Below are 16650 nucleotides of genomic sequence, written 5' to 3'. Positions count from 1 at the left end.
ATTCACCCCAAGCCTATCTTTCATTTTGTTCCGGAGCAGGCGCATCTATTTCATAGGAAACTTTCAGATTCGAATAAGTCCATACTCTGAAAAAATCATCCGGCGCTCTGTTAGATTCAATCTTCATCCTAAAGACCATATCAGCATCAATATAACACGATACCTTCAGTGCTTCATCACTGAACTTTCTGACTTTTACCGGGAATATCTCAGAAAAGGTCTGGCTATTTTCATCCCCGTCAGTGATAATAAATCTTGCATCATCACTGCCATCTATCACACCAAACGTAACTGTTTTCTCTTCCGTTGGGACCCTTTGTCCAATCTTGAAAAGCGGATAGAATTTGTTGTTTGAAAGTGTCAGCCCAATCGGTTTATTTAAGGTATAGCAGCCTGGTTTATAACAGATCTGCGCAACACCCGTAGCTATATCCCACATAGCCTTTCTGGGAAAGATCAGTTTCTTCCGGTCAAATAGTTTCAACAGCTTTTCCTGAAGAGGACGCAGTCTGCTGGACCCGCCTTCACATAGAATACAATCTATTGATTCCCTGTTCATTCCGGCATCTGACAGAGCCCTCATAAGACAGTCAACAGCCTGGTCAACTTCATTCTCAATAAGCAGTGAGAAATATGGATAATCAATTTTCTCCATCATCATTCCATGCCCATCGAGATTTGCATCCATTATGGTAACAATATCTTCATCTGCCAGATCGCACTTTGCCTGCTCACATTTTTGTAATAATCTGAGCTGAACTCTTGGCGATAAGTCTTCTAAGGCAAAGTCCTCTCCTGATCTTGTGGATACATTCATACAGATTCTTTCTGCCAAGTGTCGGTCAATATCATTTCCGGCCATGGTAATTCCCACAGATGATAGTTCATGGACTATATTATCCGTGATCCTCAGTACAACAACATCAAGCGTTCCTCCTCCCCAGTCAAACACCGCCACATTATGATACTTTCTCATCTCCGAAGCACGACTGCAGTAAGCCGACGTCGGCTCGCTTACAAACATTATTACCTTAATACCTGCCTTTAGTGCTGCTTTTCGGATATTGTTCTTTTTCCTGGAAGAGAAACCAACCGGAACCGCAACAACCGCCTCATCCATGATATCATGGGTACTGTTTTCAGCTTTTCTCTTCAGTGCCTTAAACAGTTCTGCCGCAATATCCACCGGTGTCCAGGACTTGCCAGCTATGATCCATTCCCTCTCTTCACCAATAACCGTTTTTATGGAAGAAAAAACTTCATACTCATCCTCTTCTGCAATGCTGCCTTTGGCATCAAGCCCAGTAACCACTTCCCCTGTTTCTCTGTGAATTGCAACGAAAGAAGGCAACGGCCTCCTGTCAGTTTCTCCTATATCAAACTCGTCATCAATACCATCCCCAATGGCCGTTATCGCGTGTACAGCACAATTGGTTGTTCCAAAGTCTATCCCAAAATAAGTTGCCATTAGTTCCCTACCTTAATACCTTTCTGCTCAAGTATCTTAAAAATCTGTTTTAACTTTTCACGATATATTTCCCCAAGCATTTCATTCATAGGTACGTTTATTGTTTCCGCATAATCTCCATATTCCGGCTTGAGAGCTCTGGCAATATCCTGTAATAAAGCAGCCTGCGTATCTTCCCGATACTGTACCTGTGCATCGTTAAGCTTCTTTCTCTCATCAACTTCCTGGTTTGCCTGGCTGACCCTTGTCTTTAATTCTTCAATCTCTGCCTGCTGTACTTTTATCTCTTTATCTTTTTCGATGACAGTTCTTTCTGATTCATTTAACCTCTCCTGCAAAAAATCAATCTGCGATGTCAGCCTGGCCGTTTCACAGATTGCTTTATCCAATTCCTCTTCAACTTTTTCAAAATGCTCTGCCAGTTTCCGCAATTCAAACTTCTTTTAGGAGGCTTGTTTTTTTTCTTTTCTTTTAATATCCTGGTTTCTTCTACATACTGCCTGCCTTTAGCGATCCACATCTTCATATTAAAAGCTGCCGGGATATCAGTCCCTGCTTCCTGACATGGATTATTCCCCCATCCTATCCACAATGCTGTAGATACTTACATAGAAAGCCTCCATGGGGATAAAACGGTACTCACAGCAATGGAACTGCCTGATATCAAAGAGTTTAACAAAAGCCGCAGGGTAAACCGGTCTGAAGAGTGTGTACCATTGTCAACCTACGCAACTGGCAGAGGAGGCATTCCTCGGAAGGCGATGGTACCAAATAACCGGAACATAAGAAAAGCCCCGATTTGATCGGGGCCCAGTAAGATACTCGGCTATTCAATAGCCGTAGTAGTTCATTCCATTATACAATCTCTGACGTTGTACTTCAAGCTTTTCATCCCATCTTAATGTGCAACTTTATAAGATAAGTTACTGTTCATAGCAATACACTTTGTAATCACATAAAAATCAGTTACAGCCAGCTTTCCAGAACATCATTCAGCTTATTCATATCCAGCGGTTTCGCGATATGTCCATTCATGCCTGTATTTTTTGCCAGCTGTACATCTTCTGCAAAAGCATTGGCAGTCATGGCAACAATAGGCAGTTTTCCCTTTTCACCCGGAAGGATCCTGATTGCTGCAGTTGCCTCATAACCATTCATGACAGGCATTTGGATATCCATAAAAACAAGATCATACGAACCTTTCGGAGAAGCTTCCACTTTCTCAACTGCAATTTTCCCATTTTCTGCCATTTCCACTTTTGCGCCTGTCATTTGCAAAATTTCACCAGCAATTTCTCTGTTCAACTCATTATCCTCAACCAGCAGAATCCTTTTTCCCGTGTAGTCTGATTCTGACAGCTCCTCCAGATAATTTCTTGCTGTTTTTCTTTTCTTCCTGAAGTAAACTGCCGCAGTGTAGCCGTCAGCCGGGAACGGAACAGCGGTTTTGCAATAAAAGCATCTATGCCCGCCGCCTTTGCTTCTTCTTCAATCTCGCTGAATTCATAAGATGTCAGTACAATGATGGTGATTTCTTTACCTATCCGCTTCCGGATCTGTCTGGCTGTTTCTATGCCATCCATATCCGGCATCTTCCAGTCTAAAGCTTTCGTAAAAGCCCGGTGGAAAGCAGCGGATTTTTGTGCCTGCATGATTTCTTTTTTCTCCGCATCAATGTTAATAAAAATCCCGGCAATCCTGCTGGCAGAACCATCCAGACGGCGTATTACTTCTGCCGATGCCCGAAACCACTGGTATTGATTATCCTTCATTCTCATACGATACTCTACCTGGTATTTTATCTGGTTCGTCTTATCCTTAATTGCCGCCTGAAGCTGCACCATTACTCTTTCTTTATCCTGTGGATGCAGAAGATCTGACCAGGATTCCAGTTTATTCGGAAAGTCCAGAGTGTCATGATAGCCAAGCATTTTTCGGAATTCATGACTCCAGTTTGCATTCACAATCTCACTGTTTTTGTCACAGTCAAAATACCAGAAGCCGGAATAGATAGCCTCATTGAGCAGTGCCAGATTTACATGATCCCAGTTGACCTGTACGGACATAACCCATATCTGTCTGCCCGCCTCATCTGTCGCATCCTCTTTATAAATCCGTACATTATTCACTATACCGTCTGCTGTAAGGATCTGTGCTTCCCCTGCTCCGTGAAGCTGCAAAAAACGGTCTCGATCCAGTATATCTTCCTCGTTATAAAAGAAGTTTTTCAATGAGCCTTTTGTCTGTTCCATGAAAGTATCGAATGTATGTCCCGTACTATGCAACAGCAGATTATTCACAGACAAAATAGACAGGTTTTGGTCATAAGATCCTGTCATTATACCTACCCCGCCATTATTTTCCAGTGTTTTCTGTACGGCCTGTGACATGGCCTGTGTCTGCCCCGTTACGGTCTCACCTAAAGAATATATTTTGTCTTCATAATTTTTCATTTTATAAAAATCCTCTCTCCGTCTTATGCCTTCTTTTATCTGTATACAGAAAACTTGTCCCTGCTAGTTTTGTTACCCATTTTTGCATACAAAAAGGACACCTGCCAAAATCTGCCAGTGTCCCTACTATATTTCTTTAAAATCATACATCTATATAGTATAAAAGGTATCGGAATCTCTTCTGTTCAAACATCTTTTCCATATATTATGATGATATGGAAACAGTTGCAACCGGCTGACCTGGTCAAACTTTCTGACTTTAGCCTCTTCTGGCTTTGCGTCCCAGACTTTCATCTGGTTTGCCGTTTTCCTTATTATAGCCTTTAAACTTATGCAATAAAACTGGATTTATTATACTATAGTGCTCTGCTGTACACAAGAAAAACACTACCGTTTTTACGTTCAAAAACAAAAAAAGAACAGCCGATACATATACTCGAACTGTTTTCCTACTTCCGAAGTCCACGTAGCATTGACATCACTGTTTCCTGCTCATTTGTACTCAGATTGTTCCATATCCCTAGAACTTCTTTCTGTTTTTCTGTCAGATTCTCTGAATTATCTTCTTGAAAAAACTGTGATAATGTCACGCCTAATGCTGTACATATTTTTTCAAGTGTAATCAGCGACGGCAGGTTTTCCTGCGCCATGATTCTCCCCAGTGACGACTGGGAAATTCCTGACAGCTGCGATAATCTGTATTTACTGATGTCACGCTTTTCACATAAAGAGGTTATTTTATCCGCAATATACTTCTCTATCTGCAAGTAACTATCCCTCATTTCCACTATTACATGTTCTTATTGTACCTGTAATAATGAAAAATTATTAGTAATCACCTTTGCAAGTATTCATTCCTATTATAGGAAGTATACGGACAAAAAAATATAAAGATACTTTCGTTTCCGCAAAAGTCATTTTCACTTATATCGTTTTTATAATATCATAGGTTGTTTCATTTGTCACATAAAACTTTGAAGCACATATCATTCAAAATAAAAAAGCCGAAAGTCACATTGTTATCCGTGACCTCCGACTCCATTCTATCTCATACTACACCGTCCTTACACTCAAATCAGCTCCTCTCTCTGGCTTATCTTTTCCCTGTTTTTCCTGGATGATTCTCTTATTGATTTCCAATCGTTCATGAATTGACGGTTTCTTCTCTTTTCCTGTTATTGTCTTTTTCTCTGTTATTGCCTTTCTTTCAGCTTTCCCCGCATCCTTAACTGCTATATTTGCTTCAAGAGCAGCTCTTGGCACAGCTTCTCTGCTCTCATTTTTCTCTGCCACCTGCTGTTCTCGTCTCTCCTTCACGCCTTTCTCTTCCAGACTGCAAAAGCTCTGCAGATACGGCAGTACATGGTTCTGCATATCTGTCAGATCTTCCATATACTTCTAATCTCTTACTTGAAACGGATGATTCGGAAATGGATGAAGACTTCCAATTTCTATCTCACTAATTCCATTGATTGACTCTTCGTTTGTTCCAAACAATGCATCAAGCGGCTGTAAGGAAACGGGAGTTGCTCTTTTTTTAGATGGCATCTTCTAGCACCTCCTCCGTCACTCTCCGATAAGCCTCTGTAGCTTTGCCTTTCGGATCATAAGAGAAAATACTCTGTCCTTCTCTGACTGCTTCCTTCATTCTTACGGAAAATGGAATATAATTATCAAAGATATGGATTTGACTTCCATATGCATTTCTGAGAAGCTCCATATTATTTCTGGCATCATTCGTATGAGCATCGACCATCGTAAACAAAATACTTCCCACTTGCAGCTTCGGATTAATCTGCTTACGGACCTTACCGATCGTTTTTAACAACTGCTGCAATCCTTTGATTGGCAGGTAGGATGCTTCAACCGGAATGAGGACTTCATCTGATGTAGCCAGTGCATTGATCGTAATCATTCCCAATGATGGCATACAATCAATGATGACTGCATCATATTGATCCTTGATACCATATAAAATCTGTTTCAATACATATTCCCTGCTCATTGCATTTACCAACTGTACTTCTGTACCTGCCAATCCAATGTTAGAACAGATAATGTCTATTCCTTCTGCCTGATGCCTGATATAACAGTCTGAAGGAATATATTCTTCTTTCATTACTGCATCCATAAGAGCTGTAAGTGTTTCATTACTTTCATCACAATCACGATATCCAAATCCTGCGGATACATCAGACTGTGGATCGGCATCAACGATTAACACTTTCATATTCTTTTGTGCTAATCCTACTGCTAAATTAGCTGTACATACTGATTTTCCCGTTCCCCCTTTTTGGTTTACAATAGAAATTACTTTTGCCATAATCTTTCCCTTCTTTCTTGTCAAATAAAAAGACTGAATCAGACAGCTGAGATATAAATCTCATGCGAGCTAATTCAGTCCAAAACATATTTTTATTCAATTATCACCGCTTTCGTGGTATAGTAAATACATCTCAGCAGAGTTCTGAAATTCTATTACTTCTGTACTGTGTTATTTATAAAAGAGAGGCTTTTCCTTCATAAATTCGTTGATTGGTTACGAAATTTATTTAGGACTAAATCGCTAGAGCCCTTGTATTATAAGGGGTTCTGCCTTGTGTCATTATAATAACACAAGCACCACCGTTTACAATGTTCATCATCGGAACCGGAAGATCTCTTCCTACTACTTTCTCAATTTCTAAGTACATGATAAATCCCCTTTCTGATATTACATTAAACTCCTGGTACATCACTTCTAAAAAGCTGTGTTCATGTAATGCGCGAGATACAAGAATATTGCTGTTAAAAAGGATGTACCAAAGTGTAACAGACCATTGGCTATATGGGCCGTATGCATATGAATCATATCTGGTATACGGCTTCAGCATGACCGTGGTTTTAATAAAATTACAGGTATGGTTCAATACTTCGAAGATTTCAGCTAAGCTTCGAATGGAGTTTAAATGATTGATTCACACGAGAGTTTATTTTAACTAACTCTATAAGTTAGTATATACTAACATGTATGAAAAAACAATAAAGAAATTAAAAGAATATTGAGAAAGTATTTCAAAAAGGGGTTTTGTATTAATTCTGGAAATAAATAAGCTCTGCCTATTTATAATAAGCAGAGCAATATTTTATGCTTTTTACTTATGAGGACATTTAGGATATGTATGTGTTGCATATAAAACTGCATTAGACAAATATCCACACTTTTCACAACGTTTACATTTATATTCTTTTACAGTACAACCTCCTGAACTATTACTTATGTGATTGGAAAAATACCCATTTACCATGCTATGTGTGCAAAGTGCGCGTGCATTACTGTCATTATTATCCTGAATAATAATATAATTACCATCAGGAAAAATAAAGGCTTCATCTCCTTGAGAAAAATCTACATCATATATTTCGCTAATGGAACTTGTGGAGTAGTCAGGTTCGTCATTAAAAATAATCTCACTAAAGCTTTCATCAGACGATGGCATCGGCTCATACGCCAACACCGTTCCAGCTCCTGCGACAATTGTCAGTGCAGACACTGCTACCATAATTCCTCTCTGTAACAATCCTTTTTTCTTTTCCTTCATCATGTAGTTGATCCTCCTTTTTAAGATTTTCATGTTCTTTCCGCTTTTCTTTTTATTGCTGAAAAGATTATTTTTCCACATAACCGGATTTTTGTCCGGAGTTGAGGCTTCGTTTACCAACAGTGTGGCATAGTCTTTGCGGCGTTCTTTTAAGCAGCCCTCTACGGCGGCGCTGTCACTGACTATTTCTGCTGTATCTATGTAAAGGAAAAGTAAAAGGTATGCCACCGGATTCATCCAGTGCAGGCACAAAACCAGAAGGCATAATACTTTTACCAGATTGTCGTGATTTTTCAGATGAGAATGTTCATGCTTATATACCATGTCATATTCTGAATGTAACATAGGGAAACTCTCTGGAAACACAATTTTCTGACGGAAAAATCCGATTGTACATGGTCCGCAGATTCCATCAGGAATCAGATAATATACTTGGTTATTGTCTGAATCTTCCACTTTATCAAATATATAATTCTGAATGGAATGAGCTCCTCTCCAGAAGCTGATGATTTGATAAATGGCAAAAATAATAATCGCTGCCAGCCATATCTTAGATATAACATCAAACCATTGTGGCATCCATATATACTCACCTTGTCTTTCTGGAGTGAAGGACAAAGAACCTGATAAATATAGTTGAGATTCATCTGTAATCAACATAAATGTTGGAAATACATCTTTTGGAATCAGATATTTTATTAATTGTACAGGAATCAGATAAAAGAAAATACCTGTTATCAGTAATCTTCTGCCTAAAGTGTAATTGTAATCAGCATGTTGAATCAGATACATAAGTAAACAGATCACAACGGGGATTGATCCTGCGATGGACATACAGGTTAGTAGTTTCATTAGATATCACGTCATTTCTTCTTAATGTATTCAAGCAAGTAATTTTTCTCTTCTTCTGTAAGTTCCTGCTCAGAAGAGAGAGCGCTGACAAGGATATTTATGTCAGGTATCGGGTATCCGGATACAGGTGTGGAAACAGATGATCTGGATGTCCTTGCCTTTAAGTTTTTATCTTTTTCTTCAGCGATTTCATTTAATTTATCATATAAATATCGATTTCTTAGTCCAAGGATGAACATGGACACCGGATACAGTATAGATACTACTGTAGCACCGATCATATATAAAGTAAAAGCATGGGTATCGTCCACAGGAGGTTTGCTCATGAAGTTGACATAAAAGCAAATACCAGAACATATGGTAAATAAAATCCAGCAGACAATTTCTATTTTTCTTTTCATTACTTCGTCTCCAGATTGTAATCTTCTATCAATTTCTTAACTGCATTTAGTGTATCATAACTGCACAAAAGTCACAACTGATTTTTATGAAATTATCAGACTTTTTGTCGCCATTTTTCGAGATTTATCGAGATTTTGTAGAATAGATGCAAAAAACCGGATAAAGAATCTTGAAGTTATCAAAATTCATGTCCGGTTTTGTATAGGAGTTACTGTCTGATGAACCTGGCAATTACCGATTTATTTATGAAGGAATGAAAACAGTCCTTTCTTCTTTTCGTAAGGCTCTGAGGTAATTCCCTTTACTTCATATCCTGTGGCATTAATCGCCGCTTTTAATCTGGCTTCATCTACAGGTGCATCGGTGATAAGAGTGGTTTCGCCTATGCTGTGGGAAGATGAAACTTTATCTACCTGGAAAGCTTTTCTTACTGCGTCATTGACATGAGATTCGCACATTCCGCACATCATTCCGTCTACTTTTACAGTTGTTTTAATCATAATAGCATCCTCCATTTTAATGATTTGACAAAGTTAGTATTCACTAACGTGAGATTATATCACATAAATTCCATTTTTACAATCTCTATGCAAGAGCCTGCGCAAGAGCTTTTTGAACAGCTCCAAGGATTCCTTCAGATGAGAATGTTGCACCACTTGCTGTATCAATTCCATCAGCGGACTGATTTCCCATGATCTGAGGATAGAGTGTTCCCCATGCATAGTCGAAATATTCCGGAGAATCACTGTTGCTCTGTTCAATAGAAGAAATCTGACCGTTCTGGATAGTTACCGTTACTTCTACTCTTCCACTATAGCCATAACTTGAAGCGGAGTATGTTCCGTCTTTATACGGTCCTTGTGGTTCAGGAGTCAGCTCCGGTGTTTCGTCTGGGGTTGGTATCGGTGCAGGCGTTTCTGTCGGAGCGGGTGTGCTTTCAGGAGTTGGTGTTACCTCTGGCGTCGGTGTTGCTTCCGGTGTCGGAGTAACGTTCGGAGTTTCCGTTGGAACTGGTGTCGGAGTTACTTTTGCGTTCGTTTTGGCAGTAGGAAGCTGTTTCGTTGGGGGCATCCAAAATATTGATTGATGCAATTTTATGATTGCTGACAGTTACCTGCACAGTGATCGTTCCACCGAATCCGGTTCCGGAGCCTGTATAAGTTCCATCCGCATATCCGTCAGCCGGAACTTGTGTAGTTGGTGTGACAGTACTTCCTGCACCACCTCCGCCGGCAGCGCTACCATTTGCAGCGGCTCCGGTAGAAGCATTTTTCTTTGTGCCGGTTTTTATTTTACTGGCTTTTTGGCTTTCTTTGATGTTTTTGCTGATGCTTTGCTGCTTTTTGCAGAAGATTCCTGTAAAGTTTCGTCGCGGGTATTTCCTGTTGCAATCAGTTCTTTGATATCATCAGTAGACATAATATTATTATCAGAAACTACAGTGGTTTCTACGGGGCTTTTTTCAGTCTGATAACAGGTTACACAGACTGCTGCAAAAACTGCAGCCGCTGGAAAAAGCTTTAACCAGGGCTTTAAATTATCCTGTTTCTGATTTGTTTCAGGATTCGTATTTTTTTTCTGCTCATTATTCTTGTCCATAAATCCTCTCCTCTTCTTTTATAACATTTCTGGAAAATACAGATAGAAAATTTCCTACTAACAGCATTATGTTAAATTTCAAGACTTATCCTTTCTGTATTTTCCAGAAACGTTATATAATTAAACAGACAAAACTATCCGCTTTCACTACGTGACTTCACACTGAATATCTATCATTTTATGTTTTACAAGGAAAAGAAACCCTGCCCTTTTGACCGGAATACAGGATTTCTTTTCTATGTCTGTGAATCAGTTAATTTTCACACTGAATTAATCCGATTATTTTACAGTTACTTTAAATGTCTTGGATACACCATTGCATGTTACTGTAATCTTAGCTAAACCTTTCTTGATACCTTTTACTGTACCATTGGAAGATACGGTAGCAATTTTCTTATTGCTGGATTTGTATGTGATTTTTCCGGATGGAGTTGCTTTTGCCGCAATCTTAGTTGTCTTTCCAACTTTTACAGATGCTGATGTTTTTGCAAGTTTTAGAGTTGGATTTTTAACTGTTACTGTGCAGGTTGCTTTTACGTTTCCGCATTTAGCTGTGATCACTGCTTTTCTGGCTGCTTTTGCTGTAACTTTACCGGTTGTTTTGTTTACTGTTGCAACTTTTGTGTTGCTGGAAGTAAATGTTACTTTTCCAGCTGCGGCACCAGTTACAGTTGCTTTCAGAGCAGTAGTTTTTCCTTTGTAAACAGTAGCTGTTTTCTTATTAAGAGTTACTGTTACTTTAGAAGTATCTGCTTTTACAAGAGCTTCTACTGCTGTATTCAAATGAGTAGTAGCTTCATCAACTTCTGCCTGGGTTGGTTTTTCTTTTGCTAACAGCTCTTTTGCTTCTGCAAGCTCTACCTGCATGGATTTCCAGGAATCTGCTGTATAGTCTGCTTCTTTTAATGCATCTGCTTTTTCAACAGCTGCTTTTAATGCCGTTGTATCAGCTTCTCCGGCGTCTGGTTTTACAGTGTTGGCATCTGTTGCTGTGATGTCAAATACAGTGTCTGCATATCCCATAGCATATATCGTGATTTTCCATTTACCTGTTCCGTCTGTTCCTGCCGGAAGCTGGCAACGATAGGAATCTGTCAGTCCAAGCTGGATTCCCATAGCTTTATGCATCCAGTTATCTGCTGCAAATTTTGTTCCATAAGATGCAAGAACGGTATCTTCGTTTCCATAATAATCCCATCTCACAGCATACATTTTTGAACCAAGAGCGCCATATCCGTCACCTGTGATGTCCACTCTTAAGAACTCTCCATAGCTTCCACTTGCTTCTTTTACAGTTGTTGTCACATCAGTTGCTGTCTTAAGCAATTCATCTTTAAGTCCGGATCCTGTACCGGTTGTTCTTGCTTTGAAAGTAAAGCTTCCGTCAGTACCTTTTACAGCTTCTTTTAAACCGTTTGTTTCAACTGTGACATCTGCAACTCCATTATAAGACTGCAGATTTCCTTCACCGTAACCACCAGCTATAGCACTTCCATCTTCTACAACTTTATACTGTGCTTTAAATGCGTCATAATCTTCTGCTTTAACAGCGACAGGAACATATTTAAGACCTACTACTTTATAACTTTCAAAATCAACTACGCTTCCGTCAGCTTTTGTGATCTGTCCTCTTTCCGGCTGATTAAGTTTTACAGTACTTCCGTCGGTAAGAACTGCGTCAGTTGCAGATGTCCAGTAGGAAATTTCATAGGAAACACCGTTTTTATCATACATGATAGCTTCGCACTGGTAGCTTCCCCTGTGAAGTCCGTGATTTACAGTTGCTCTTGTAACTGTATCAAATCCACCTTTATCAAATTCGTCATGAGTATCTTTTGTGCTGTTTGACTGAGTGTTTGTGGCATTGTAAACGCTTTCGGATGCCCAATACTGCTCCCAGGTAAGACCGGCGTAAACATATTTGTATCCATCTTCTGCTGTTGCAGCAAACTCATCTTCTGCAGCCTGCTGATCGTCAACAAATGGTGTTTCCTCATCACTTGCGAAAGCGTCTGTTGCTTCTTCTGCTGCGTCGAATTCATCTACAGATGTTTCAACAGCTGTCTCCTCGGTAAAATCTGCAGCCATAGCTCCAACCGGTAATCCGGAAACCATCATTGCTGCGCTTAAGATTGCAGGTGCAGCCATTTTAATTAAATTTCCTTTGCGCATACCTATAAATCCTCCTGAATATGAATGTTTTATAAGATGATCTTATTCACTGACAGAATAAGTATCTTTCAGTAATTGAAATCGTTTCTTCATGCCATCCGTAAGCCAGACATGACCGGAATCATCTACAAAAAGCCCATCGGCATTGTACTTTTCCAGCAGTTTCTCTGCCTTATCTTTTCCAAGTACAAAGCATGCCGTGGAAAGTCCATCGGCATTCAGACCGTCATCACACACAACTGTTACAGATGTAAGGCCACTTCTGGCAGGATATCCTATGGAAGGATCAAGTATATGATGATACCGAACGCCATCTTCTATAAAATATTTCTCATAATCTCCGGAAGTGGACAGAAATTCTGTTCCATTTAAGGCAACTACGCCAAGGTAATCACCTTCTGTATCACGCGGATCTGTAACAGCAACCTGCCAGGAAGAACCGTCAGGCTTTGAACCATAGCTCATCACACTGCTGCCACCAAGATTCAGGATCATACCCGGAACTTCTTCGTGATTCTCCAGAATCTGTTTTGCCGCATCACAGCCAATTCCTTTACCGGCTGCGCCAAGATCTAAAGTAACGCCCTCTGGCATGGTAACTTCATTTCCATCCAGAGTAACTTTCTCATAGCCTACATTTTCAAGCAGGGAATTCAGTTCATCCTCATTAGGAATATGAGGATTTTCACCATCGATATCCCACAGGCGGATCACTTTTCCCATGGTAGGATCCATGGCGCCATCAGAGACTTTTGACAGATCCAGTACCTGTTTTAAATATCCTGCTGTTTCGTCAGATACCGTCACAGTACTGCCGGCATTCCGATGCTGTACTATTGTAGAAAAATACCGCCATGATGATCAGCAAAAGAGCAATCAGACGCAGATAGAAATTTTGATTCTTCATGCTGTTTTCTCGCTTTCATTTATTAACTTTGACTAACTTTTAGAAGTGTAGCATTTTCTCTGACAGAAATCTACAATTAAAGCTACCTGTTAATGTTGTTTTTTTCTCATTAAGATAGCCCCGGGAGTAAATTCCCAGGGCTGATTCTGCTGCTGTAATAGTACATTGTTTTATGCAAAATAATTTCTGAAAGATTATAATAATTCAGAGTTCTGTGTAACTGTGATGGCATCAGGCAGTTACCTATTATTTTATATTTTTACAGTTACAAAAAATTAAATTGAAAGCACAACTTATTTTACTGTTACCGTAAATACCTTCTTAACACCATTGCAGGTTACTGTAATTTTGGCTATACCTTTTTTCTTTCCTTTGACAACACCTTTGGAACTTACAGTTGCAATTTTGCTGTTGCTGGATTTGTAGGTAATCTTTCCTGATGGAGTTACTTTTGCGGTGATTTTAGTTGTTTTTCCAACTTTCACATCTGCAGAGGTTTTAGTAAGTTTGAGGGATGGATTCTTAACTGTTACTTTGCATGTTGCCTTATATTCTCCGCATGTTGCGGTGATCACAGCTGTTCCTTTTGCTTTTGCTGTTATAACGCCTTTGCTGTTTACAGTTGCTACTTTTTTATTGCTGGATATCCATGTGACTTTATCCGTAAGGGTTGTTGTAAGCTTCAGAGAAGCTGTTGTCTGTCCTTTTGTATAAATAGTTTTTGCTGTGGAATTCAGTTTAAACTCAGCTTTTGTCTCACCATAAGTGAAAGTAAGATTGTTCTTATATCCGACAGCAGTTATTTCAAATACTGTTGCATCTGTTACCTGAAGATCTGTGAGGTCTAAAGTTCCATCTTCTTTTACGATAACCTTTGCGCCTCTTCCGGATGCGGCATATTCTGTATCGCCAACTTTCACTTTGCTGATACTCTTGAGATATGCGGAAAAATCTTCAGCAGATGAGCCTTCTGCTACGGTCAATTTTCTTTCTTTGACATCATAAGCTGCCGGCGTTTTGTCTGTTACTACAGTAAATTCTGCTACGATAGCCGCATAAGCTCCGCTCTCATCTGTGATCACAACTTTATGTATGCCAAGAGCCTGTGTTCCAACTGCAAGTTTGCCGTTAGTGCAAGAAACTTCTTTGCCATCTACTGTATATTTTGCTTTAAAATCAGCCGGAAGTTTCTGGTCAAAGGTAACTGTTGCGGAAACTTCTGTATTCATGATATCTGCGATGGTTGCTTTGATACCGGTAGTTGTCTGCACTTTTACATCCGGGACATCAAATGTAATCAGTCCTTTATCAGTATAGTAAGTTACACTGTCAATCGTTTTGCCCATGATTGATTTGTAATGCGCAGAGGAAATCGGACCTTCGTGAACTTCTGTTGTGTATCCTGTTCCCCAGGCAAGCATGCTTCCACGCCAGATATTCTCCAGATGGCGAAGACCATAATTGGTTCCGTCGGTAGTGTTTACAGTTACGCCGTAAATTTTATCTGTATTTGTATCGATTATTCCTGAGAAAGTCTCGTTGTCAAGATCCAGTTCATAATCACCGTAGGTTGTCTCTGTCTTAAAATCCGCTTTGATCTCAACTGTTTTTGTCTCTGCGCCTTTCATTGCGGAGAAAGAATAACTGCCATCTGCATTAACGGTGAGTTCTTTGTAATAAGATGGAGTTTCATTTAAAACATAATAGGAATAAGAAGCATTTTCAATCAGAGAATCTTTTCCGGTATAAGTGTTGCTGCTTGTCTGTCCTCTGTTTGTCACAGTAATCGTTACGGAATCGGAATCTGTTATCTGTTTTTGATCTTTCAGAACAGAAATATCACTGACTTTCACGGGAAAAGTAACGCCGGTGACATCAGTACCGTTCGGGTCCACATGGTAAGCGGAATTTCCATTCATCATACCGAAAGTTCTTGATTTGTTGAGGGTTGCAGAGGTAAATGCGTCAACCTTGACATCATTATTTTTCAGTTCTGCCTTATAGAAATCATCATATGGAATATTCATAAGTACATAAGCTTCTCCCTGCTGTGCCTCTGCTGCGAAAGCATTTTCTTCAGTGTCTGCTGTAAATTCTTCCTGCGCATCCTCTGTGGCAAATTCTTCAGAGATGGAAATCTCTGTATTGTCTGCAACTGCCTCATTATCTGTAAAATCAGCTGCTAAAGCTGTGTATGGCATACTGGTCATTGCTACTGTTGCACTCATTACAACAGGAGCTATCTTTTTAATAAGGTTTTTGTTTGTCATGGCTTTCTCCTCTTCTAAACATTTTATATTTGTGGAATCACTTTTACCAAAGGGAATAACTCTTACCAGAGGGTTAATTTTACTTTTTACCAAAAGGGAGTGACTTCTGCCAAAGATATTCGGTATTTGTCTAGTGAGTATTTGTTAGTTTATACTAACCTCGATAAGAATAGCATAAATAGAAAAAAATCTATCATTTTTTGGCAGTTTTATTGGACAAACTTTTTCAATAATAAAGCTGTTTTAAGTTGAAGACGATTTTGTTCTATGTTAAAATACTGAAGAAATTATGTTGCTGGGTGGAGTGAACAGTAACGAAATTATGCAATAAGATTACTTAAGGAAGTATTCTGTCTATGTGATTCGTCTATCTGTAAATTGTAAAATAGTGATAATTACTTATGACTGTAGTTTTTGTTTGAATCAAATGGCCAGAATCTTGGAGGAATTATATTATGAAGCAAAAAACAGCCTATTTAGGGCTTTTTTCCGCGGTAGCGATTATTCTGGGATATGTAGAATCACTGACTCCGGTATTTGCAGGAATTCCCGGAATCAAGCTTGGGCTTGCTAATCTGGGAGTGCTTTTTATCCTGAAAAAATATTCATTTAAAGAGGCTGCACTGGTTTCAGTTGTCCGCATTCTTGTGATTGGATTCATGTTTGGAAACCTGTTTAGTATCTTTTACAGCCTGGCAGGTGCAGCACTTAGTATGACTGTTATGACACTTATGTTAAAAAAGACCTCCTTCAGTCTGATCGGAGTCAGCGTTGCAGGAGGTGTCTCTCATAATATCGGCCAGCTGATTATTGCCATGCTGATCGTAAATAATGCAAGTGTACTTGTATATGCACCGGCATTGTTAGTGGCAGGTGTGGCTGCCGGTGTTGTGATTGGCGGGCTTACAAATGAAATCGTGAAGAGAATTCATATATAGTCGTTTTG

19 protein-coding genes and 1 riboswitch are annotated in these 16650 nt (G+C 39.4%); of the genes, 1 reads left to right on the top strand and 18 read right to left on the bottom strand.

The window, feature by feature from the left end; genetic code table 11:
- Window positions 1-13: 13 nt before the first annotated feature.
- The 18 genes from ACTNC0_RS01785 to ACTNC0_RS01700 form a co-directional block, all read right to left on the bottom strand.
- On the bottom strand, window positions 14-1468 hold the full coding sequence (locus ACTNC0_RS01785; RefSeq protein ID WP_433844229.1) for an Hsp70 family protein: 1455 nt from the start codon (window positions 1466-1468) through the stop codon (window positions 14-16).
- Window positions 1468-1899, bottom strand: a complete 432-nt coding sequence (locus ACTNC0_RS01780) for a hypothetical protein (RefSeq protein WP_441086115.1) — start codon at window positions 1897-1899, stop codon at window positions 1468-1470. The genes ACTNC0_RS01785 and ACTNC0_RS01780 overlap by 1 nt, the downstream gene beginning before the upstream one ends.
- A gap of 535 nt (window positions 1900-2434) precedes the next feature.
- Window positions 2435-2773 (bottom strand): response regulator, encoded by a 339-nt coding sequence (locus ACTNC0_RS01775; protein WP_441086114.1) that lies wholly within the window; start codon window positions 2771-2773, stop codon window positions 2435-2437.
- The gene (locus ACTNC0_RS01770) at window positions 2770-3921 is read right to left on the bottom strand and encodes a PAS domain-containing protein (protein WP_441086113.1); all 1152 of its coding nucleotides are present in this window, start codon (window positions 3919-3921) and stop codon (window positions 2770-2772) included. Before ACTNC0_RS01770 ends, ACTNC0_RS01775 begins: the two co-directional genes overlap by 4 nt.
- A 223-nt stretch (window positions 3922-4144) precedes the next feature.
- Window positions 4145-4235, bottom strand: a riboswitch (cyclic di-GMP riboswitch).
- A gap of 135 nt (window positions 4236-4370) precedes the next feature.
- On the bottom strand, window positions 4371-4688 hold the full coding sequence (locus ACTNC0_RS01765; protein WP_441086112.1) for a helix-turn-helix domain-containing protein: 318 nt from the start codon (window positions 4686-4688) through the stop codon (window positions 4371-4373).
- Between the two features lie 286 nt (window positions 4689-4974).
- Window positions 4975-5313: a hypothetical protein gene (locus ACTNC0_RS01760; RefSeq protein ID WP_441086111.1), complete on the bottom strand. Its 339-nt coding sequence runs from the start codon at window positions 5311-5313 to the stop codon at window positions 4975-4977.
- 6 nt (window positions 5314-5319) lie between these two features.
- Window positions 5320-5469 carry a hypothetical protein gene (locus ACTNC0_RS01755; RefSeq protein WP_441086110.1) on the bottom strand — a complete coding sequence of 50 codons (150 nt, stop codon included), beginning with the start codon at window positions 5467-5469 and terminating at the stop codon, window positions 5320-5322.
- The gene (locus ACTNC0_RS01750; protein WP_441086109.1) at window positions 5459-6244 is read right to left on the bottom strand and encodes a ParA family protein; all 786 of its coding nucleotides are present in this window, start codon (window positions 6242-6244) and stop codon (window positions 5459-5461) included. Before ACTNC0_RS01750 ends, ACTNC0_RS01755 begins: the two co-directional genes overlap by 11 nt.
- A gap of 235 nt (window positions 6245-6479) precedes the next feature.
- Complete coding sequence (locus ACTNC0_RS01745) at window positions 6480-6614, bottom strand: hypothetical protein (protein WP_441086108.1); 135 nt, start codon at window positions 6612-6614, stop codon at window positions 6480-6482.
- A 441-nt stretch (window positions 6615-7055) separates the two neighbouring features.
- Window positions 7056-8081: a M56 family metallopeptidase gene (locus tag ACTNC0_RS01740; RefSeq protein WP_441086107.1), complete on the bottom strand. Its 1026-nt coding sequence runs from the start codon at window positions 8079-8081 to the stop codon at window positions 7056-7058.
- Window positions 8082-8365: 284 nt separating this feature from the next.
- Window positions 8366-8755, bottom strand: coding sequence for a hypothetical protein (locus ACTNC0_RS01735; protein WP_441086106.1), 390 nt, complete (start codon window positions 8753-8755; stop codon window positions 8366-8368).
- A gap of 240 nt (window positions 8756-8995) precedes the next feature.
- Window positions 8996-9256: a heavy-metal-associated domain-containing protein gene (locus ACTNC0_RS01730; RefSeq protein WP_441086105.1), complete on the bottom strand. Its 261-nt coding sequence runs from the start codon at window positions 9254-9256 to the stop codon at window positions 8996-8998.
- Window positions 9257-9341: 85 nt separating this feature from the next.
- Window positions 9342-9632, bottom strand: a complete 291-nt coding sequence (locus ACTNC0_RS01725) for an FMN-binding protein (RefSeq protein WP_441086266.1) — start codon at window positions 9630-9632, stop codon at window positions 9342-9344.
- 61 nt (window positions 9633-9693) lie between these two features.
- The gene (locus ACTNC0_RS01720; protein WP_441086103.1) at window positions 9694-9876 is read right to left on the bottom strand and encodes a hypothetical protein; all 183 of its coding nucleotides are present in this window, start codon (window positions 9874-9876) and stop codon (window positions 9694-9696) included.
- 167 nt (window positions 9877-10043) lie between these two features.
- On the bottom strand, window positions 10044-10355 hold the full coding sequence (locus tag ACTNC0_RS01715) for a hypothetical protein (protein ID WP_441086102.1): 312 nt from the start codon (window positions 10353-10355) through the stop codon (window positions 10044-10046).
- A 279-nt stretch (window positions 10356-10634) separates the two neighbouring features.
- Window positions 10635-12527 carry a penicillin-binding Tp47 domain C-containing protein gene (locus tag ACTNC0_RS01710; RefSeq protein WP_441086101.1) on the bottom strand — a complete coding sequence of 631 codons (1893 nt, stop codon included), beginning with the start codon at window positions 12525-12527 and terminating at the stop codon, window positions 10635-10637.
- A gap of 42 nt (window positions 12528-12569) precedes the next feature.
- Window positions 12570-13334, bottom strand: coding sequence for an FAD:protein FMN transferase (locus tag ACTNC0_RS01705; protein WP_441086100.1), 765 nt, complete (start codon window positions 13332-13334; stop codon window positions 12570-12572).
- A 393-nt stretch (window positions 13335-13727) separates the two neighbouring features.
- Window positions 13728-15704, bottom strand: coding sequence for an Ig-like domain-containing protein (locus tag ACTNC0_RS01700; RefSeq protein ID WP_441086099.1), 1977 nt, complete (start codon window positions 15702-15704; stop codon window positions 13728-13730).
- A 455-nt stretch (window positions 15705-16159) separates the two neighbouring features.
- Here ACTNC0_RS01700 and ACTNC0_RS01695 point away from each other — a divergent pair, with 455 nt between their 5' ends.
- Window positions 16160-16642 carry a Gx transporter family protein gene (locus ACTNC0_RS01695; protein WP_441086098.1) on the top strand — a complete coding sequence of 161 codons (483 nt, stop codon included), beginning with the start codon at window positions 16160-16162 and terminating at the stop codon, window positions 16640-16642.
- Window positions 16643-16650: the final 8 nt, after the last annotated feature.

Origin of the sequence: Blautia sp. HCP3S3_B11 (assembly GCF_052064435.1) — a bacterium.
Lineage (GTDB): Bacteria > Bacillota > Clostridia > Lachnospirales > Lachnospiraceae > Blautia_A.
The sequence above is the reverse complement of the archived record's forward strand: the minus strand, read 5'-3'. Positions and strand labels throughout refer to the sequence as shown.

Bases quoted from the DNA above. Each gene is read 5' to 3' on its own strand.
- ACTNC0_RS01785 (WP_433844229.1), bottom strand. From the start codon at position 1,468: ATGGCAACTTATTTTGGGATAGACTTTGGAACAACCAATTGTGCTGTA.
- ACTNC0_RS01770 (WP_441086113.1), bottom strand. From the start codon at position 3,921: ATGAAAAATTATGAAGACAAAATATATTCTTTAGGTGAGACCGTAACG.
- ACTNC0_RS01760 (WP_441086111.1), bottom strand. From the start codon at position 5,313: ATGGAAGATCTGACAGATATGCAGAACCATGTACTGCCGTATCTGCAG.
- ACTNC0_RS01755 (WP_441086110.1), bottom strand. From the start codon at position 5,469: ATGCCATCTAAAAAAAGAGCAACTCCCGTTTCCTTACAGCCGCTTGAT.
- ACTNC0_RS01750 (WP_441086109.1), bottom strand. From the start codon at position 6,244: ATGGCAAAAGTAATTTCTATTGTAAACCAAAAAGGGGGAACGGGAAAA.
- ACTNC0_RS01745 (WP_441086108.1), bottom strand. From the start codon at position 6,614: ATGTACTTAGAAATTGAGAAAGTAGTAGGAAGAGATCTTCCGGTTCCG.
- ACTNC0_RS01740 (WP_441086107.1), bottom strand. From the start codon at position 8,081: ATGCCACAATGGTTTGATGTTATATCTAAGATATGGCTGGCAGCGATT.
- ACTNC0_RS01735 (WP_441086106.1), bottom strand. From the start codon at position 8,755: ATGAAAAGAAAAATAGAAATTGTCTGCTGGATTTTATTTACCATATGT.
- ACTNC0_RS01730 (WP_441086105.1), bottom strand. From the start codon at position 9,256: ATGATTAAAACAACTGTAAAAGTAGACGGAATGATGTGCGGAATGTGC.
- ACTNC0_RS01715 (WP_441086102.1), bottom strand. From the start codon at position 10,355: ATGGACAAGAATAATGAGCAGAAAAAAAATACGAATCCTGAAACAAAT.
- ACTNC0_RS01710 (WP_441086101.1), bottom strand. From the start codon at position 12,527: ATGCGCAAAGGAAATTTAATTAAAATGGCTGCACCTGCAATCTTAAGC.
- ACTNC0_RS01700 (WP_441086099.1), bottom strand. From the start codon at position 15,704: ATGACAAACAAAAACCTTATTAAAAAGATAGCTCCTGTTGTAATGAGT.
- ACTNC0_RS01695 (WP_441086098.1), top strand. From the start codon at position 16,160: ATGAAGCAAAAAACAGCCTATTTAGGGCTTTTTTCCGCGGTAGCGATT.